The organism is Betaproteobacteria bacterium (genome assembly GCA_016720925.1).
GTDB lineage: Bacteria > Pseudomonadota > Gammaproteobacteria > Burkholderiales > Usitatibacteraceae > UKL13-2.
This window is the reverse complement of record JADKJR010000036.1, coordinates 1-19365: the sequence shown is the minus strand read 5'-3', so window position 1 is coordinate 19365 and position 19365 is coordinate 1. Positions and strand designations below refer to the sequence as shown.

Annotated in this window: 19 protein-coding genes and 6 pseudogenes; 9 read left to right on the top strand and 16 right to left on the bottom strand. The window is 59.5% G+C overall.

Features of this window, described 5'->3' with window-relative positions; translation table 11 throughout:
• Nucleotides 1–67: 67 nt before the first annotated feature.
• The 14 genes and pseudogenes from IPP88_22950 to guaB form a co-directional block, all read right to left on the bottom strand.
• Nucleotides 68–992: pseudogene (locus IPP88_22950) on the bottom strand (alpha/beta fold hydrolase).
• Nucleotides 993–1001: 9 nt separating this feature from the next.
• Nucleotides 1002–1793 (bottom strand): alpha/beta hydrolase, encoded by a 792-nt coding sequence (locus IPP88_22945; protein ID MBL0125398.1) that lies wholly within the window; start codon nt 1791–1793, stop codon nt 1002–1004.
• Nucleotides 1794–1869: 76 nt separating this feature from the next.
• Complete coding sequence (locus IPP88_22940) at nt 1870–2880, bottom strand: DUF1298 domain-containing protein (GenBank protein ID MBL0125397.1); 1011 nt, start codon at nt 2878–2880, stop codon at nt 1870–1872.
• A complete protein-coding gene (locus IPP88_22935) occupies nt 2843–3700 on the bottom strand; it encodes a hypothetical protein (protein MBL0125396.1) in 858 nt (285 codons plus the stop codon). The genes IPP88_22940 and IPP88_22935 overlap by 38 nt, the downstream gene beginning before the upstream one ends.
• A gap of 78 nt (nt 3701–3778) precedes the next feature.
• Entirely contained in the window at nt 3779–4243 is a 465-nt protein-coding gene (gene tadA, locus IPP88_22930; protein ID MBL0125395.1) for a tRNA adenosine(34) deaminase TadA, read from the bottom strand.
• Between the two features lie 83 nt (nt 4244–4326).
• Nucleotides 4327–4711, bottom strand: a pseudogene (locus IPP88_22925) (hypothetical protein).
• Nucleotides 4712–4722: 11 nt separating this feature from the next.
• Nucleotides 4723–5115 carry a RidA family protein gene (locus tag IPP88_22920; protein MBL0125394.1) on the bottom strand — a complete coding sequence of 131 codons (393 nt, stop codon included), beginning with the start codon at nt 5113–5115 and terminating at the stop codon, nt 4723–4725.
• Nucleotides 5116–5544 carry a DUF2087 domain-containing protein gene (locus IPP88_22915; GenBank protein MBL0125393.1) on the bottom strand — a complete coding sequence of 143 codons (429 nt, stop codon included), beginning with the start codon at nt 5542–5544 and terminating at the stop codon, nt 5116–5118.
• A gap of 5 nt (nt 5545–5549) precedes the next feature.
• Nucleotides 5550–7128 (bottom strand): annotated as a pseudogene (gene guaA, locus IPP88_22910) (glutamine-hydrolyzing GMP synthase).
• 24 nt (nt 7129–7152) lie between these two features.
• Nucleotides 7153–8361, bottom strand: a pseudogene (locus IPP88_22905) (TCR/Tet family MFS transporter).
• A 218-nt stretch (nt 8362–8579) separates the two neighbouring features.
• The gene (locus IPP88_22900) at nt 8580–8732 is read right to left on the bottom strand and encodes a hypothetical protein (GenBank protein MBL0125392.1); all 153 of its coding nucleotides are present in this window, start codon (nt 8730–8732) and stop codon (nt 8580–8582) included.
• Nucleotides 8733–8758: 26 nt separating this feature from the next.
• Nucleotides 8759–9043: a glutathione S-transferase N-terminal domain-containing protein gene (locus tag IPP88_22895; GenBank protein MBL0125391.1), complete on the bottom strand. Its 285-nt coding sequence runs from the start codon at nt 9041–9043 to the stop codon at nt 8759–8761.
• A 15-nt stretch (nt 9044–9058) separates the two neighbouring features.
• Nucleotides 9059–9427, bottom strand: coding sequence for an isochorismatase family protein (locus tag IPP88_22890; protein ID MBL0125390.1), 369 nt, complete (start codon nt 9425–9427; stop codon nt 9059–9061).
• Between the two features lie 188 nt (nt 9428–9615).
• Nucleotides 9616–11072 (bottom strand): annotated as a pseudogene (gene guaB, locus IPP88_22885) (IMP dehydrogenase).
• A gap of 189 nt (nt 11073–11261) precedes the next feature.
• Between guaB and IPP88_22880 the strand changes: the two are divergent.
• From IPP88_22880 to IPP88_22855, 6 genes are all read left to right on the top strand, one after another.
• Entirely contained in the window at nt 11262–11630 is a 369-nt protein-coding gene (locus IPP88_22880; GenBank protein MBL0125389.1) for a hypothetical protein, read from the top strand.
• Between the two features lie 8 nt (nt 11631–11638).
• Nucleotides 11639–12058 carry a DUF4124 domain-containing protein gene (locus IPP88_22875; protein ID MBL0125388.1) on the top strand — a complete coding sequence of 140 codons (420 nt, stop codon included), beginning with the start codon at nt 11639–11641 and terminating at the stop codon, nt 12056–12058.
• 194 nt (nt 12059–12252) lie between these two features.
• Nucleotides 12253–12552, top strand: coding sequence for a hypothetical protein (locus IPP88_22870; protein MBL0125387.1), 300 nt, complete (start codon nt 12253–12255; stop codon nt 12550–12552).
• Between the two features lie 1169 nt (nt 12553–13721).
• Nucleotides 13722–14312, top strand: a complete 591-nt coding sequence (locus IPP88_22865) for a hypothetical protein (GenBank protein MBL0125386.1) — start codon at nt 13722–13724, stop codon at nt 14310–14312.
• A 481-nt stretch (nt 14313–14793) separates the two neighbouring features.
• Complete coding sequence (locus IPP88_22860; GenBank protein ID MBL0125385.1) at nt 14794–15363, top strand: hypothetical protein; 570 nt, start codon at nt 14794–14796, stop codon at nt 15361–15363.
• Nucleotides 15360–16049, top strand: a complete 690-nt coding sequence (locus IPP88_22855; protein MBL0125384.1) for a hypothetical protein — start codon at nt 15360–15362, stop codon at nt 16047–16049. The genes IPP88_22860 and IPP88_22855 overlap by 4 nt, the downstream gene beginning before the upstream one ends.
• 26 nt (nt 16050–16075) lie before the next feature.
• Here the strand turns inward: IPP88_22855 and IPP88_22850 are convergent, their stop codons facing one another.
• Nucleotides 16076–16378: an RnfH family protein gene (locus IPP88_22850; protein ID MBL0125383.1), complete on the bottom strand. Its 303-nt coding sequence runs from the start codon at nt 16376–16378 to the stop codon at nt 16076–16078.
• A 31-nt stretch (nt 16379–16409) separates the two neighbouring features.
• On the bottom strand, nt 16410–16604 hold the full coding sequence (locus tag IPP88_22845) for a hypothetical protein (GenBank protein ID MBL0125382.1): 195 nt from the start codon (nt 16602–16604) through the stop codon (nt 16410–16412).
• Between the two features lie 270 nt (nt 16605–16874).
• On the opposite strand from IPP88_22845, the pseudogene IPP88_22840 reads away from it, so the two are divergent.
• From IPP88_22840 to IPP88_22830, 3 genes and pseudogenes are all read left to right on the top strand, one after another.
• A pseudogene (locus IPP88_22840) lies at nt 16875–17290 on the top strand (SsrA-binding protein).
• A gap of 701 nt (nt 17291–17991) precedes the next feature.
• Nucleotides 17992–18438, top strand: a complete 447-nt coding sequence (locus IPP88_22835) for a hypothetical protein (protein MBL0125381.1) — start codon at nt 17992–17994, stop codon at nt 18436–18438.
• 632 nt (nt 18439–19070) lie between these two features.
• Nucleotides 19071–19361 (top strand): hypothetical protein, encoded by a 291-nt coding sequence (locus tag IPP88_22830; GenBank protein ID MBL0125380.1) that lies wholly within the window; start codon nt 19071–19073, stop codon nt 19359–19361.
• Nucleotides 19362–19365 lie beyond the last annotated feature (4 nt).

The window sequence follows — 19365 nt, the reverse complement described above, 5'->3', positions numbered from 1 at the left end:
AATTGCACTGCATGCACGGAAAACTTTCCATGCAATTTTAACATTCGCGGGCACCTCCCATCACGCGTCAGGAACTTGTCTGGCTACCTTTGACGCCGCTATTGCGGCAATGCGCGACAATCTCCTCCGCAACCCTGGGCAGCAACGGCAGCGGGAAATCGTGTCCCATCCCCTTGATGACAGAAAAGGTTGCGCTGCCGCCGCCATCATTGATCACTCGAGCCGTATCGACGCCGCACGCCAACGGCACCAGCGGATCCTCGTCGCCGTGAATCACCAGCGTCGGCGCCTTGATCTGGCGAATGACGGCGGTGCGATCACCGCTCGCGGCAATGGCGAGCAGCTGGCGCGCGGCGCCCGCGGGGTAATGCGAACGATTGACATGGCGCTCGCACACCTCGCGCATGCGCACGGGATCGGACGGGAAGGTGCGGCTGCCAATCGCGCGAAATACGTGCATCATGCGGTGAATCGCGCCTTCGATATCACCGCGCCTGGCGGGCGGTTGCAGAATCGCGCGGCGCGCATCCCAGGTTGGCTTTGGCAGACTGCGGCGGCCGGTGGTTGACATGATCGACGTCAGGCTGGCCACTTTCCGGATAATTCGCCGCGAGGTTCTGGCCGATCATTCCTCCCATTGACGCACCGACCACATGCGGTCGTACGAGGCCCAGCGCATCGATCAGCGCCGCTGTGTCCGCGGCCATTTGCTCGATGCGGTATGGCGCCTTGACCGGCAGGCCCATCATGAACTTGAGGGCTTGCAGAGGCACGTTTGGCACGGGCATCTGGTCAAGCCGGCTGGAAAGCCCCACATCACGGTTGTCGAACCGCACCACGCGAAAACCGTGCTGTACCAGGAGATCGATCAACGGCTCCGGCCACAGGATCATCTGCACGCCCAGACCCATGATCATCAAAATCACCGGATCGGATTCGTTTCCGCGCGATTCGTAGTGAAAGGTGAGGCCGTTGGCCTGAATATCCGGCACGAAATTTTTCTAGAACACCTGGTCGGCGTTGCGCGTGTGATCGCGAAAGAACCACTGCCGCCAACCGCCGCGATCGAATTTGGACCAGGCGCCTTCCGGCTGGGCGAGCCGGTCGGCAATGGCATACAGCGCAATCGGGTTCATGCCGAGCCCGATGTGGCTGGCCATGACTTCAATGTTTTCGGCGTGCTTTGATTCCCGCTGATACGACAGCGGCCACGACACGACGCCATCGGTGCGACTGAAAATCGAGGTGGTCGGCACCGGTGGCGCTTCCTTCACATGCGCGAGCTTTTCGGGATCTTCCAGTTTGTGGCCACTGGCAAATTCATATAACCGCCATGCGTTGGTGGCCTTGGGATCCCCTGCAAACGGCGTTCCCAGCGTAATCACGCTGCGAATGTGATCCGGCAGTGCCTTGGCGAATTCCCTGGCGTAGATGCCCCCCAGACTCCAGCCGATCAGGCTGACGGTTCGACCGGTGTCGGCATGAATCTGCTGCACCCGTTCGATACTCTTTTGCAGCACGCCCTGGCGTGGACCGAAATTGAGCCCGAGATCCCACCCGTAGGTATCGTAGCCTTGCGCGGTCAGGAAATTTCGCAGCGTCACCGTCGTCAAATCGCCCGCGCCCAGCCCGGGAAACACAATCACCGGATGGCCATCGCCTTGCGGGGTGTTTTTCAGGAATGGCCACGCCGCAAGGGTTGCGCCGAACTCCAGCGGCGCGCGCCCTTCCAGCGCCAGCAGAAACGCGCCGGGCGGGCGCAGCGCATAGATATTGTCCAGTGTGTTTTGCATGACGTCTCCGAACCCATTGCCGATGGGGATTTCAGGTTTGCGCGGGCGGTCTTTGCCGCCTGTCTTTCTGCGGGAATTATGCACGTTTTTTCTTCGCAACTTTCTTGGTGCCGGTCAATTTCCCAGGCAACAATTTCGCGACCTTGTTCTTTGTGTCCGTATTTTTTGCCGCCGTTTTCTCCATGGCGGTCTTCCCGCCAACGACTTCCTTCATTCCCGTTTTTTTCGTTGCCGCTACCTTGGGCACCGGCTTCTTGATTGTCGGCTTGCCGGCAATGGTCTTCTTTGTAACCGCTTTCGTCTTTACGTTCCGCACCGATGATTTAGGCACACTTTTCGGCGCGGCCTGACGAGGCGCCGGTTTCGCCACGGCACGCCTGCTCGCCGGAGAACGCGACTCCCGCGAGAGCGCCAGCAATTCCTGATGCGCCGCGCAAATGTGCGCCGCAAATCCGCGCAAATCCGGTACCGCCTCCTTGCAGGCAATCAGCCCGTAATACAGTGAACCGGCATAGCTTTGGATGGTGATATTGAGGGCCAGCCCGTGGGTGACGATCGACACCGGGTAGTAGGTGATCAGTTTCGCGCCCGCCAGATAAAGCGGTATTTGCGGTCCTGGTACGTTGGAGACAACCAGATTGGCCACCACTGGAATGCGATTGCTCGCCACCGCGGTTCGGTATAGCGGTGTGATCACGCTCATCAACCAGGGGATGCCGAGCGAAGGCAAGTCCGTTGGAATCAGGCTCTTCATGCCGCCGGTAAGCGACTTCGCCTTGGTGCTGGCTTTCACTATGGCGGCAAGGCGTTTGCGGGGATCGGCAATATTGGTCGCCAGGCTGACGAGCATCATCGTCACCTGATTGCTCTGCGACGTATCACCAGGGATGCGCAGGCTGGCCGGGACGCCGCCGATCATGGCTTTGGCCAGCGCCGCCTTGTTCCCGGCGAAGTGGCGGCGCAGCGCGCCCGCGCAAACCGCGAGCACGATGTCGTTGAGCTTGGTATCAAAATGGCTGGCGATCGCCTTCGTTTCGGCAAGAGACAATTCAGCGCCCGCAAAAGCGCGTTCTCCGCTGATCGCCACATTCAGCGACGTACGTGGCCCGAGGGAGATTCCACCGGGAATTTTCTTCAGAAGCGACTTGGCGATTCGTCTGCAGAGACTCGCCGGGTTTGAAATCCGCGAGATGGCCAAATCCGCTTCCTTGTTCCGATGGCGCACCGGCTTTCCGTGCCTGCGATGACGACAGCAAGCCTGCACCCGCCGCGCCGGCCAGCCGCAATGCATCGGGAACTGCCTTGACGATTCGGGTGTACTGCGCAACGGTATTGCGAAATGCCGCGCTCAGCATCCTGGCGGTCGTGGGCGGCAGTCGCGGTTTTGCCGATTTCGTATTGCTGCCGGGCGACTCCACCGCGCGCGGCGTGGCGCTGGTGTCGAGAATCGCGTGCGCCAATGCCACGCCACCCTGCCCATCGAGCGCGGCATGATGAATCCTCGAATAGAACGCCACGTTGCCGTCCTGCAAGCCTTCGATGACGGTGAATTGCCACAGCGGCTTGTCGCGGTCCATCATGCCTTCGTGCAACTTGGCCACTGCTGCGTCGAGCTGCGCTTGCGTGCCGGGCTTTGGCAACACCACATGCGTGATGTGGTCATCCAGATTGACCTTGGTGCCGCTTAGCCAGATGGGATTGGCCAGGTCTAGCGGCATGAACGCGAGGCGGCGCGAAAACAGCGGCGCCAGGTGCAGGCGGCTTTCAATGTGTTTGCGAACATGCTTGTAGAAACTGCCGCGATGGCCTTTCGGCTTTTGCAGCAGGCTCACGCTGCCGACATGCGCGGGCACTTCCGGCGTTTCGAGTTGAAGGAAAAGTGCATCCAGCGCGCTCAGGTGGTGCATGTGCGGGTCTCCTCGCCGCGGGCGGTTTCTTCTGGAGCGATCTACCGGCGGCGGTTCATTCTGGCATGTTTTGCCAGGCTAACCGGATTGTCGCCTTTCGCGGAAAAAGGTCTTCAGCATCTCGCTGCACTCGTCGGCCAGCATGCCGCCTTCAAAGGTGGCGTGATGATTCTGTTTTTCCTCGGCGGGCAGGTTGATGACGCTGCCGCAGGCGCCGGTCTTGGGGTCATTCGCGCCAAACACCACGCGCCTGACGCGGGCGTGCAGCATCGCGCCAACACACATCATGCAGGGTTCCAGCGTGACGTAAAGCGCGCAATCCACCAGCCGGTAATTCTTGAGGTGCGCGGCAGCCGCGCGTAACGCGACGATCTCGGCATGCGTCGTGGGGTCCGATGATGTGATCGGCTGATTGAAGCCACGGCCGATAATTTCGCCGTCCTTGACGACGACCGCACCGACGGGCACTTCACCGAGGTCCCACGCGCGTTGCGCGAGGGCGAGCGCTTCGCGCATGAAAGACTCGTCGCGGCTTTCAGCCATACGCAACCGCAAGCAATACATGAGCACAACTCAAGCACTGGCGCGGCGTCTCAGCCGAAAATGCCTTAAACGCCGCGCCAGTGCTAGACTTTATCCTTGGCAACACGTTTGCCTTTCTCGCGAACATCAACTTCGTCGGCATGCAGCTTGTGCAGAAACCGGTGCACCAACGGCGCGAACACGACACCCGCGCTCATCACCAGCATCAGGCCCGAATAGATCGCGTAACAACCCGAAAAAATCTTCGCGCCAGTGGTTTCCGGCACGCCAACTGGGCCCATGCCGGAGAGAATCATGGCGGCATTGACGAAGGCGTCAGCCCAATCCAGCTTTGGAAAAGTACAGGTAGCCGACCATGCCGATCGCCAACGAAATCACGATCATCCCAAGACCGAGCAGGACCGCGCGCATCAATCGCGACAGGAACTGTTGCTTTGGCAGAACCGGCTTGGAGACGTGTTCAAACATCGTGGCTCACATCACTCCCCGACGTAAGCGTCAACTTCAATTTCAATCAGATGTCCGGGATCAATCAGCTTGCTCACTTCCACCATGGTCGCGGCCGGACGGATGTCGCCGAAAAACTCGCCATGTACCAGGCCAATCGCCTCCCATTGCGAAATATCGGTGACGAACATGCGCGTGCGCACCACGTCCACCATGGATGCGCCCGCTTGACGCAGCGCGCGTTCAATCTTTTGCAGAGCGTAGCGCGTTTGTGCGGCCGCATCGCCTGCGCCGAAGACCTGGCCATGGTCATCGGTCGCGGTGGTGCCGGACACCCAGACGTGTTGACCGATGCGAACGGCACGGGAGTAACCCACGACGGATTCCCAAGGCACACCGGAAGAGATGTTCTCGCGTTCAGACATTCACGACACAGCCTTGGTTTGCTGCCAGGCCATCTTTCTGGCAGCGCGTTTTTGCGATTCCTGCGTATTGGCATCGGCAAATTCGCGACCGAAATCCACTCCCGCCACATTTGCATTCAATTCCGCCAGCCGCAATGGTACCGGCGCCAGCAAATACGCCCGGCCATATGCATCACGGGAAAGAATTTTCAGATCCACCAGCCAGCGCCGCAATTCGACGTAGTCCACATCCAGCATACCGCCGGCAGACTGCAACCAACGATAAAGAATTTCGTTCACTTCTCGCTCGGCGAAAGTTCGTGCAGCCGGAAATTCGCGTCGCAGCGACAGCAGCAGCAAGTCAAGATCATCCGGGCTGGCCTCAAGCAGTGCGCCAGGCGTCAATCCACGCTTGATTGCCAGCTTGTGAAAACGCGCGACCCAGTCCATGCGCGCTATTCCCACTCAATGGTGGCGGGCGGTTTCCCCGACACGTCATACACCACCCGGTTAAACCCGCGCACTTCGTTGATGATGCGGTTCGATACCCTCGCCAGTAGCGAATACGGCAATTCCGCCCAATGCGCCGTCATGAAATCGGTGGTCTGCACCGCACGCAGGGCGACGACATATTCGTAGGTGCGTCCGTCTCCCATCGCCGACACTTTTCACCGGCAGGAAGACCGCGAACGCCTGCGCAACATTGTCATACCAACTGACGCCATCCGCATCCAGTGTTGCGCGCAACTCGTCAATGAAAATGGCATCGGCGCGGCGCAGCAGATCGGCCGCCTCCCTGGTGACTTCGCCGAGGATACGCACGCCCAGTCCCGGCCCGGGGAAGGGATGGCGATACACCATCTCGCGCGGCAGGCCCAGTGCCACGCCCAGCTCACGCACTTCATCCTTGAACAATTCGCGCAAGGGTTCCAGCAGCTTCAGGTGCAGCGACTCGGGCAAGCCGCCGACGTTGTGGTGCGACTTGATGGTGTGGGCTTTCTTGGTTTTGGCCGAGGCACTTTCGATCACGTCCGGATAGATGGTGCCCTGCGCGAGCCACTTGGCCGACGGCAATTTCGCCGCTTCGCGCTGGAAGATTTCCACGAACACGCGGCCGATGATCTTGCGCTTCTGCTCGGGGTCCGAGATGCCTTTCAGCTGGCTGAGAAATTCGTCCGCCGCGTCAACATGAATGATCTTCATGTGCATGTGATTGCCGAACATGTCCATCACCTGCTCGCCCTCGTTCAAACGCAGCAGGCCGGTATCGACAAACACGCAGGTGAGCTGATCGCCGATCGCCTGGTGAACCAGCGCCGCAGCGACACTCGAATCCACCCCGCCACTCAGGCCGAGAATGACCTCCTCGCTGCCCACCTGCTCGCGGATGTGCGCGATTGCGTGTGGCGCGTGGTCTGGCATGTTCCACGATCCATCGCAACCGCAGATGTCGTGGACGAATCGGTTATAGATCGCGCGTCCCTGACGGGTGTGCGTCACTTCCGGGTGGAACTGGACGGCATAGAAGCCACGCGCTTCGTCGGCCATGCCGGCCAGCAGCGTGGTGTCGTTCGAGGCGATCACTTTGAATCCGGGTGGCAATTCCGTGACTTTGTCGCCGTGCGACATCCACACATCGAGCAACCCGTGACCTTCCGCGTTGGAGCGATCCTGAATGTCTTCGAGCAATTTCGAGTGGCCGCGCGCGCGCACTTCGGCGTAACCGAATTCACGCACCCGTCCCGTCTCGACCGTGCCACCAAGCTGTGCGGCCATGGTCTGCATGCCGTAACAGATGCCCAGCACCGGCACACCGAGTTCGAATACCACGTGCGGCGCGCGCGCGGTGCCGTCTTCGGTAACGGAGGCGTGGCTGCCGGAGAGAATAATTCCGCGTGGATTGAACTGGCGAATGTCTTCGTCGGACATGTCGAACGGATGCAGCTCGCAATACACACCGGCTTCACGCACACGGCGCGCGATCAACTGCGTGACTTGCGAACCGAAATCGAGGATGAGGATTTTGTCGGACATTTATCGTCGGATTGTCGTTGGGGTTTAGCGTTGGGGTTTAACGTTGGGGTTTAACGTCGGGAGTCGAGAAATCGCGTGATTCTTGAAGTAGCGCCAGGCAACGAACACGGCCACCAGATTCAATGCCGCGCACAGGAAGAACACGGTGCCGATACGGAAGTCTCCCTGCGGATACTGACTGACGACGCCGAGCAGCGAGGCGCCGATCAGCGGCCCGATGATCACGGCGAGGCTATTGATCGATTGCAGCGAACCCATCAGCGCGCCCTGCTCCTTGGGATCGGTTTGCTTGGACACGATGCCCTGCAGCGCCGGGCCGGCACCGAAGGCCAGTACGTTCACCAGGACAAAGACGTACATCATCCAGCCTTGCGTGGCGAGCCCGTAAAGCGTATAGACCACCGCGCCGGAGATCAGCCCAAGCAGAGATAGCCGCACTTCGCCAAACGTTTTCATCAGCCAACCCAGCAGTCCGGCCTGCACCACGGCAGCGGTGACCCCGACGCAAAACAGCGACAGACCGTTTTCACATGGCCCCCAGCCAAAGCGGAAGTTGGTGTAAAGCACCCAGGTGGTGTGCAGCAGAATTTGCGCCATGCTCGCCAGCGCAAACACCGCCACCAGTCCGCGGATCTCCACGCGTCGCGCCAAGCCGACGATGGCGGTAAACGGGTTCGCCTTGGCCCACGAAAGTGGTTGCGGCGATCGCGTGTCAACGATTCCGGCACAAAGAAATAGCCAAAAATGAAATTGGCGAGGCACAACTGCCCGCTACATAAAACGGCAAGTGCAGATCGATGCTGCCCAGGAAACCGCCGATGACGGGGCCGAAAATAAATCCCATGCCGAAGCACGCGCCGATCATGCCGAACGCTCGCGCGGGTTCCGGCGTGCTCGTCGGACGCATAGGCGTTCGCCACCGACACGCTCGCCGAGGACAAGCCGCCGACGACGCGGCCGATGAACAGCATCGCCAGGCTGGTCGCCAGCGCGGTCGAGAAAAAATTAATTGCCATGCCAACCATCGAATACAGCATCACCGGCCGGCGGCCGACCTCGTGACAGCGCGCCCAGCAGCGGCATGCAAAGGAACTGGCACAGGCCAAATACCATCGCCAGGATCCCATACCAATGTGCCTGCAATTCGCGGCCTTCGACATACTGGCCGACCAGCACCGGCAATACCGGCACCGCAAGTCCGATTCCCAGCATGTCGATGAAGACACAGACCATGATGAAATTCAGGCCCACGGGCTTGGCAACCTTGCCCGGTTTGGCGTTCGCGATTTCTACCGTCGTGCTACTTTCCAAAATTCTTCTCCCACACCTTTGCAACCACCGGGTGTTGCTCGGTCAAGGCGACCGCTTTCGCGAGCTTCGGGCATTGGCATTGAACCAGTCGCGTCCGGGACGCCAGCGGCTGACCATGGCGATGTAAACGTCCAGCGCGGTCATGTGCTCGCCGAGCACATAGGGTGCCGGCGACAGGTTTGTTCCAGCAAGCCCCAGAAGAACTTCTGCTTCTCGACGGATTTTTCTTTCAGCGCCGCCTGCAATGCGTCGCCGTCGACCCAGCGCGACGGCTCATCGCCAATGTCAAACATGGCGTAAATGTTTGCCGGGATGAAAATCATCCAGCGATAAAAGCCGCGCGCTTCGCCGGTTCCAGCGGAATCAGGCCCGGAACCTTCTCGGCAAAATGGAGAAGGATCGCGGCGCTCTCGGTCATCACCGTACCGTCTTCGAACACCAGCGTGGGAACCTTGGCTTGTGGATTGGCTTTTACCAGTTCGGCAAAATGTTTGTTCTGGTCCCAGAACGACGTCTTGATGTACTCGTAAGGTTGATTGGCCAATTGCAAAACCACTTCGGCGGCAGCGGAGCCCATTCCGGGCGAACCAAACAATTTCAACATGGCGGTTTCAGCCACTCAGGAAAATGCCACGGCCGATGCCGGCGCGACGGTGACGGCGGCGCGACCGGCCGAAAACTGGTCGAGCAGGCGATTGTGATGATCGATGACCTGATCGGCATTGAGTGTGGGCGAATTCCACGTCCCGTGCGCGTCTGCGGCGAGCGTGACATCGAACCCCAGCGACACCGCGCGCCGCACCGTCGTATCCACACAGTATTCGGTCATGCAACCAGCGACAATCAGGCGCTGGATGCCCTGCTCGCGCAAGGTCGATTCGAGGCGGGTATTGAAAAACGAATCGCTGGCGGTTTTGCGGACGATGATATCGGAGGGCAGCACGCCAAGTTCCGGGCACAATGCCCAGCCATCGCTGCCCGGCTGCAACAGGTCTCCGGTTCGCCGTCATGCTGAACAAAAATCACCGGCATGTTGCGTGCGCGCACGCGCAATCAGATCGACAATATTGCCGAGTATTTTGGCCAGCCTGCATGCATGTCCTTCCGCGGGGCAATACCCACCTGTACGTCGATGACCAATAGTGCCTGGTTTTTTTCGTTGCTCATCGGCGAGCGTCAATCGACGCGATAATTAGGCGCTTCTTTGGTGATCTGCACATCGTGCACGTGCGACTCACGAATGCCGGCAGACGTGATTCGACAAACTGTGCATTCTTGTGCATTTCCTCGATGGTTTTGCAGCCCAGGTAGCCCATGCTGGAACGCAATCCGCCCGTTAACTGATGCACGACACCCAGCATGCTGCCCTTGTACGGCACGCGGCCCTCCACGCCTTCCGGCACAAACTTGTCTGCATTGTTTTGCGGATCCTGGAAATACCGATCCGAAGATCCCTTTTGCATCGCGGCCACCGAACCCATGCCGCGATAGCTCTTGTACGAACGCCCCTGATAGAGCTCGGTCTCGCCGGGCGCCTCTTCCGTGCCAGCAAACATCCCGCCGAGCATGACCGTCGAGGCCCCCGCGGCCAGCGCTTTCGCCATATCGCCTGAAAAGCGAATTCCGCCATCGGCGATGCAGGGAATGCCATGTTTCGCCAGCGCCGCCGTGACGTCCGCAATGGCCGTGATTTGCGGCACGCCCACTCCCGCGACAATGCGCGTGGTGCAGATCGAGCCTGGCCCGATACCGACTTTCACGCAATCCGCACCATGATCCGCGAGCGCCAGCGCCGCAGCGGCGGTCGCAATGTTGCCGCCAATAACATCGACTTGCGGGAAATGCTTCTTCACCCATTTGACGCGGTTCATCACATTCTTCGAATGGCCGTGCGCGGTATCGACCACGATGACATCAACGCCAGCTTCCACCAGCAATTCAACGCGCTGGTCGGTGCCTTCGCCAATGCCGGCGGCGCCAACACGCAGGCGTCCCATGTCATCTTTGCAGGCAAAAGGATGTTCGCTCGATTTCAGTACGTCCTTTACCGTGATTAGGCCGCGTAGCTCGAAGGCTTTGTTCACGACCAGCACGCGCTCGAGTCGATGCTTGTGCATCAGCGCCAGCGCCTGTTCGCGCGTGGTCCCCTCCTTTACGGTCACCAGCCGGGACTTCGGCGTCATGACATTTTTGACCGGCTGATCCAGCTTCGTCTCGAAGCGCAGGTCGCGGTTGGTGACGATGCCCACCACCTTCTTGCCGACGAGCACCGGAAGTCCGGAAGAAATTATGCTTGCGCGTCAACGCGATCACATCGCGGACACTCATATCCGGCGTGACCGTAATTGGATCGCCCGACCACGCCGCTCTCAAAGCGCTTCACCCGCAGGACCTCGGCCGCCTGCATTTGTCCCGTCATGTTTTGTGAATGATGCCGATGCCCCCTCTTGCGCCAGCGCAATCGCAAGTCGCGATTCCGTGACGGTATCCATCGCTGCCGACAGGAGCGGGATATTCAGGCTGATTTTGGCGGTCAGACGGGTTTGAAGGGAAACGTCGCGGGGAAGAACAGCAGAATGCGCGGGGATCAACAGCACATCATCAAAGGTCAGGGCTTTTTTGACGACTTTCACGTTTTTGACTCCGACAAAATCAGCATTATACGCGAGCCGGATTTACCTTCAAAATCGGGCGCACAATGCTCATATTCGGTTGACGCGAAGGATATTTACGATTACCTTAGCGAATCTAGGCGAAGTTCTTTGGCTAACCCGTTGACAATAAATACACTTTTGGCTGTTTTTCCAGTATTTTTCGCGAAAATGGGCGCAAAATACCGCAAAGGGGCTGGTTTGGCGGTGGCAAGCATGGGTTTGCTCGGTTTGGCCGGCGGATGCGTCGCCCCGGAGCCACCCAAAACTGCGCCGGTCGCACCGGTCGTCATTGTCCCGGTTACCAGACCAATCGAGCTGACGGCGGAAGCGGATTCCGCACTGAAGGCCGCCGAACAAAGTGTAATTGAAGCGCGAGTAAAGCGCGCGTTGTGGACCGCTGCCGTTGAACACCTGAATAAAGCACGAGCCGCCGCGCAAATATTGGATAGCACGGCCACCCTCGAGCACGCGAAGGAAGTGGTGGCGTTGTGTGCACTTTCGATCAAGCAAACGGCGCTACCGCCGGTCAAGTGGTAAAATTGAACATGTTCGCAAGAGCGTCACGGCGATCCCCGATTCAATTATTCATTGCCATTGCCATTCTGCTGGCGACTGCGACCGTCGCGGCTCAGGTTTACAAGTGGGTGGACAAGGACGGCCAGGTGCAATACACCGATGCGCCACCCCAAGGCGCATCGAAAGCCGAGGCCAAGAAGGTCGAGACCAGTGCGCCGGTGGCATCGACCACGAGTACGCCCACGAAAACTTTGCAGGATCGCGCCAAGGACTATGACAAGCGCCGCACCGACGTGGCAGACAGTGCCAAGAAGGCGGAAGCGACACAGAAGAATGACGAAATCGCCGAAGAGAACTGCAAATCGGCCCGCGCCGGCTTGCGCGACCTGGAGCGGACGACCGATTCGACGTACCAACGAAAAGGGCGAGATAAACGTCATGTCCGATGAGGAGCGGGAAGCCGAACTGACCAAGGTACGAGCCGCGGCCGCCGCATCATGTAAAGCGTGATGCATGCGCCGTTGTATTCATGCCTTGAAGAAGTTTCGCGAGCGTGATGCAATGGTCTTGATGGCTTCAAGGGACTCGTCAGGACTTTGGTTCTTTCCAGCCTCCTCATTCCGCTTGCAATGCGCAGAATCCGGTGTTGGGCGACATCAAGGTTCGCTCATTCCTCGGCGAGCCACTAAATCTGCGCGTTGCGCTCGCTGCCTCGACGTCACCCGAAACCGGTGCGATTTGCCAATCCGTCATCGACAGCGACCGGCGCGAAAACGCGCTGCGCCGCAAAGACCTGATCCTGACGATGGTGGAACTGCGCAGTTCGCGTTATCTGCAAATTCGCAGCCATCATGCCATCAATGAGCCGGTTGCGCGATTTTCGATCCGGATCGGCTGCCCCGGCGAACCAGCGTTCGATCGTGAATTCTGGTATTGCGCTTGATCCGCCGCCGTTCATCGCGCCGCCGCCTGTAGCTCCCTCCATGGCGACCACGATCGAATCGCGCACGCGCCCCAGGTTGCCTCCGCCGGCCGACTTCGATGACGCGGGGTAAACCTGGTCAGCGCGAAGGCGACACGCGGCTGGCAATGCAGCCACACGACCACTAGAATCAGCGTCGCAGCCGTTGCGTGCGCTCAATCCGGCAGCCCCGACATCGCCGAAGAGCCGCAAGCGCGCCCAGCTGCAATGCGGATTTACGGTCCCTCACGGGCGTCAGCCATCGCCGGGCGGTCACAATATCGGCCGTGCGCGGTCCAAAGGCGGCAGGCACCGCCGCCAGAGCCAGTGCAATATCGTCGGCTCCGCGGCGAAGGTTGCCCATGGCCGCTATCCGGACCACTATCAAGACTGAAAGCCTCGCCAGAGGCGAAGCCGCAACGCTATCCGGTCAGAATGGACCTGTCGCGAAGCCGGAAGTTGCGACGAGCAACCCGCGCCCCCCACAACTCATGCTCGATGCGGACGATCAGGGTGGCCGCTGCTCTCACTCAAGAATTCGGTGAAGCAGATGGAACAGCGCCTCAATGAAATTCAGCTGAAGCAGACGGCGGAACTGCCGATTCGGGACACGGCACCCGCTGCATCCGCCGGGTCACCGGTCACACCCGCAGCGCAAGCAACACGTGAGGTACAACCTACCCCGGCTGCCGTGCCGGCTGCACCAGATACCGCGCCAGGTCCCGCTCGATCGAGAAACCCATCCGCCTGAGGCTCATCGATTGCCGACAAGATTGCCGGCTACCTCACGTCACCCCGCTGGCCTGGGGGAATCGCCGTCGACTCCTTGCGCTGCTGGCGTCCCGGGTCTGGTCGCGCCGCGATGGCAAATCGAAAAAGCTCGTGATTCCGTCGCGCCGGGCGCGCAACGCTCCAGCACCGCCGGCAGGAATCCACACAGGGCAAATCCACGGGCGTCAAGTTCGGACGACGCCGCATTCGCCGATTGGGAGAAGGAAGAAGTTGGCGACACCTTTGTCGACAACCAGCCGCGCCGACGCCCATGTGCGAACCGTACGCGGCGTGCCTGACGAATTGACCGGATATCCGGTCGGCCGATGCGGCGGCGCGCCGGTGCAGATGGCGCCCGCGCATCGACACGCACCAGCCAAGTGGATGCACCGGTCGTTTTCGACGACACGCCTGCAAGCTACGAACTCGATGCCAACACCGCGACCGCCGTTGACTTTCTGGTTGGCATGGACGAGAAGCTCCCCGAGGATCAGGTGCGGCGCCTGCAGTACATGCACGAGCGCTACCCCGAGCTGAAAAGCAATACGGTTTCGATCGACGACGCCGATTCGGTCATCACTGCCGCGCGCCTTTACTACGAAGAAGGCGACCGGGCAACGGCCGCGAAAAAGGCCAGTGAACTGCTTACCTTCGCGGTCGAAGAACGTCCGCAGGAAATCCGTTTCTGGCTGGCCCAGTTCGAGATCTTTCGCCTGGAAAACATGGTGGCCGAATTCCACGAATTGGCCGGTAAATTCCATGTACTGTTCAGCCATACTGCGGCGTGGCCAAAGGTGCGCCATGTCGGCCACGAACTCGACCTCCCCGGCAATCCCCTGTTTGCGGCCAGCGGCAGCCCCCGCTGGCGGGAGAAACGCGTTTTGACCCGATTGCCGAAACTGGCTCAATGCGCCCATGGACTTTACCTCCGACGCATTGATGTCCGATCTGCGCCTGGCATTGCTGGATGATCACGGCGTCAGTCGCGCCGACTTTGATTCCATCACGGCCCGTTTCGCGACTCCCGACCGGGCCGGCGCAATGAATAGCGGCAATGAATATGCAAACAGGCACATTCACCCGAAATGATTCGCTCCCATGTCGACAGCGGTGGATGCCCCGGCGCCGCAGAATGGCGCCCGCTGCCTCGCACTGATCGGAACCGTCAAGGCATTGGCCGACGCCAGCGCCCATGTCGGTGGAAGCCGTCCATCAAGTCGTTGCATTTGAAAACCAGTTTGTATCAGGTCATTCAATCCGACAAAGCAGCTTCTTTGCCTCAACCCGCAAAACCGGCGGCGGAACAACTCGCGCGCGACCTGCACCTGATGCATAGCCTGGCGGCCAAGACGCTGGAGACCCTGTCGAGCGTCGCGGCGAGTGGACCAAAGAAGACGCCGATCCGCTGCTGCAACGCATCGTCGCTTTGCCCTCTTTCACCATGGCGCGGCGGTGAAGTGGTGCTTCTTTCGCCACGAACCGATCAAGCCCACCCTCTGGCCTGGCCTGCTGCGCTCTACAAATTCGCCGAGGCCACGGGTTGCCGGCACGCCCATCGCATTGTTCGCCGACGAGCCGCAGCAACCGGTCACGGCGTTGTCTTTGTACCTGCGCGCGCTGATGCTGGAAGTATTGAACACTGGCAGCCTGAACGCGCCGCAAATTGAAATTGCCGATGAATGGCTGGCGGAATGGACCACCGACTACGCGCTCGACGAATTCTACTCGCCGCGTTCACATGCGTTGTTCGTCGATCTTGACCTCATGGCCGGCCTGCAACTGGTCACAAGCATTTCGGCCAAGCCTTCCTATCCGCTATGCGCGTATCGAAGGCCTGAAAGAGCAGGTCGAGGCGGTGCGCGCCCAGCTTCGTACTGGCAACCCTATCGCGGCCGCGGTGCGCCGATTCATTTCTCGATGAAGGAGCATGTCGCGCTGCTGACGACCATTGAGCGCCTGTATGCCGCCCTTTGCAGGCCAGCGCCTCGCGCATTGAGGCACGCAAGCCCGTCGAAAACTTGACGGCGGAAGTACGGCTCGGGTTTCGCGAGGCACGATTGGCGATGAACAGCGAGGCCGGCAAGTCGCCCCCAGCCACCCCGCTCGGCTTGCGGCAACCGGGACCACTCGCACGAAATTTGGCGGCCTCCAGCTCAGCCCTGGAAGCGCCGCGCCAGGGCAACGCATCGACCACTGTTGAGACATCCGCAACCACGGTCCCGCCGGTATCCGATACGCCCCAGACCCGCTGGAGAATTCACGACATGAGTTCAAAGGGCATCGGCCTGATCGTGGATCGCGCGACCGGCGATCGCATTAGCGTCGGACAGTTGCTGGCCGTAAAGCCGGACGGGTTCGCGTACTTCATGCTCGGCGTGATCGTACGTAAGCTGACCCAGCGCACCCAGGACACCCAGGGTGACACGCTGCTGGGCGTTGAAATGCTTTCCTATCGCCCATTGCCGATGACCCTCTCTATCGCTATACAAATGCCCGCGATGCCATGCCCGACCCAGGTAATCCGCCCGTTCCGGCGATTTACCTGCCGGGGCGCGACCAGGATGGAAAATCCGACGCATGGTTCTCGCCGCGAGGATTTCGGCTTGAAAAATGTATTCAGCCTTCCACGAAAACCAATAATTTTCGGGTTCGCATCAATCGCGTATTGCGCAAGGGAGGCGATTGGGTCGGGTTGCGATTTGAAGTGATCGGCAAACGGTAACCGGTCCCCACTTCACATTTTTTTCGTCTTTCCCGGCGAGCGTTTCGCATTGGCGCGGCGCGCATCTTTCGGGTCGGCTTGCAGGGCGCGATAGAACTCGACGCGATCGCCGTCCCGCAGCCAATGATCGCGGGTACGCACCTTGCCCCATACGCCGACAGCCACCGCGTTCGCCGCAATCGTCGCGATCTCGGGCATCGATTCACATGCGGCATCAATGGCCATCTGCACGTTCGCGGGTTCCGGCAATTCCACGGCAATTTCGCCTTGCGATTCAGGCTCCGCCAAAGCTACACGCAACCGCAAGATGCTCACACCGGGTCGCCGTACAGCGCTTCCGCCCGCGTCACGAAGCGTTCCCGATCATCGTGTTGCCGATCATGCCGAACACGGGACCGACCACTTTCTCCAGCAACGTATTTGAAAATCCGTAGTCGAGCGTCGGCGACACCTTGCACGCCGACTCCGACGCGCCAAATCGCCATTTGCCCTTGAGTTCGCTGAATGGCCCTTCACGGAAGATTCGTCTACCTCTCGACATTCTCGATCTTAGCGTTATCGGTCGTGAAGGACTGCCGGATCCCGCGATGGTCGATGTGGATGGTCGCCAGCGTTCGCGTCTGATCGCGCACGGGCGTCTCCGGCGCCGCCGCACCATGGCAGGAATTCCGGATGGCGCGCTCGCAATCGTCCGCAATTCGTCCCTCTTCGCGGCGGAATAGGGATCAAGGGGCAGATTTTTTCGACGTGAGCCATGGCAATCAGATTCTATCGACCGGGGCGCAAGCATCCCATGGGATAATTCGGCTCTATGAGCATTGTCGACAACAAAAGCCTTTTCGTTGCTTCATCGAGGAACGCTACGAGGCGGGCGTCGTCCTCCATGGCTGGGAAGTGAAAGCCATTCGGACGCTGTCCGCGCGCAGATCAGGAAGGTTACGTCATCTTGAAACGGAGGGTACTATGTCTGATCGGCGCGCATATCTCCACACTACCGGAAGCGTCCACTCACGTCATCCTTGACCCGTGCGCCGCAAACTGCTACTGAAGGCGGATGAAATCAAGAACTCGTCGGCAAGATCGAGCGGCGCGGCTACGCTTGTCAGCAACCTCCACTACAAGGGCGAGGCTTCGTCAAACTCCGAAATCGGCCTCGCCAGAAGCAAACATAGCACGACAAAGCGCGATGTGGAGAGGAAAGGATGGAAGCGCGAGCGAGGCAATTGATACAGAAGAAGCGGGTCCGGGTAATTCTTCGTTTTGGGATAAAATGACGCAGAACGCCATTTGGCGGGGCTTTCAGGCATTTTCGACTGATTACCAGCGCTTAGGGTTACGTACTGGGACTTCCGTAACTCCCCGTTCGTGCTGAGGTATCGTTCACCCTCAATGTAAGGCATTGATTCATTTTGCATCGGAATGCCCTTCGATACGCGCAACACTATCCTGAGGACTCGAAGAAGGATCCGGGCGAACGGAAATCAGATTGATAAAGTACCCTTCTGGATGATTCGGCGATAGCGCCTGGTCGCGGTGGTATTCCTCATTCCCATCAGCCGCCAAAGAGTAACGACGCCGCCAGGAACAAACTTTCCATTCTGGGGTGGCTGATAAGAATCGAACCCACGACAACTGGAATCTGACTCCCGGAATCTACCGCTGAGCTACAGCCACCGTTGACTGACGTCCTACACAGATGCAATTTCTGCGTAATGGGATAAACAGGTTATACCGGCCTTGCACTGCCCGAAGCGGGATCTTTTCCGCCGGCCACGATCGCGCACATATCTCCGTGATCCTCCACAACCCGGGCACCGCATAATGAGGTTGGCGCTTATGGGGTGGATTGGATATTTATCGTCATTAATGACACCAGTCCTCGTCTCCACCCTTCTCCAGGGAGAAGGGCTTTATAAACTCCACCAGATATGACCCTCATTCCCACCATCCTCTGCGGCGGCACGAATCGCCCTCTGGCCGGTTTTACGCGAAGCGCCATCCGAAGCCGTTCATCCGTCTTGCCGATGGCCCAGAGCCTGCAGAAGGCATTCCTGCATGACGCGGCACCGGCGAGCGCAACCGAAATGATCACGGTGACAAACCGGGGGGTGTTCTTCAAGACCGAGGACAGGTATCGCGAAATCAACAAAGCGAAAGATCACGACGTCGTACATTCTCGAACCGTTTGGCGCTGGCTCCATCATCACGTTGTAGCCACCGCCACGTCGCTGGGACATGGCGAGGATGCAATCCTGCTGGTATTGCCGACGGACCACCTGATCGCCGATCCACCTGCCTGCACCCGCGCGGCCGCGGCGAAGCTGCGAAGGCCAGGCCAGCCTGGTGACCTTTGGCATCAAGCCCAACGTCCCTGAGACCGCGTATGGTACATCGGGCGGACGGCAATCGCGTCGTGCAGTTCGTTGAAAAGCCATCGCTGGAATATAGAAATCCTACCTCGAATCCGGCGACTATCGCGAAATTCCGGCATGTTCTGATTCCGCGCAGGCGCGATGCTACGAGAGATGGAACGCTATTGTGCCGGAGGTGCTGACAGCCACGCTGTGGTATCATCTCACGCGTTGAAGGCGCCGCGCAAGGCGTCGAATTTGCGCAAATGGAGCTGGATGCACACTTCGCGAAGGTGCCGGATATTTCGATCGACTATGCCGTCATGGAGAAATCAAAGGCCTGGCGGTGGTGCCCTGGGGGATTGGCTGGAGCGATATAAGATTCTGGGATACCGTGGGTAGACTATCCGCGCCCGACACCAATAGCAACCGCATCCTGGGCGATGCCATGCTGCACGATTCGACGAATAACTACATTTCAAAGCAGCGCGTGGTGACGCGGTCGGTGTCGATAACCTGATCATCATCGATACGCCCGACGCACTGCTGGTAGCGGACCGCAGCCGCGCGCAGGACGTAAGAAGAACACATCTACGCCGCACTCGAGACCAAGGCCACAGGGCTGGCTGCACGTGTATCGCCCGTGGGAACACACGGTGCTTGAAGAAGGCGTCGGTTTCAAGATCGAACGCATCGAGGTCGAGCCCGGCAACGTCGCTATCGCTGCAGATGCATCACCACCGCAACGAACGCACCGGATCATGGTTGTGCGCGCCAAGCCAAGATCGTCAACGATATCAGGACAAACTGCTCAACACCAACGAATCGAGGTCATCCCCGCCGACCACAAACACCGGCTCGAAAACCCCGGACTGATTGACGTGGTGATGATTAGTTACCAAAATGGCGAATACCTGAGTGAAGATGACGCCGTTCGGTTCAAATGATATT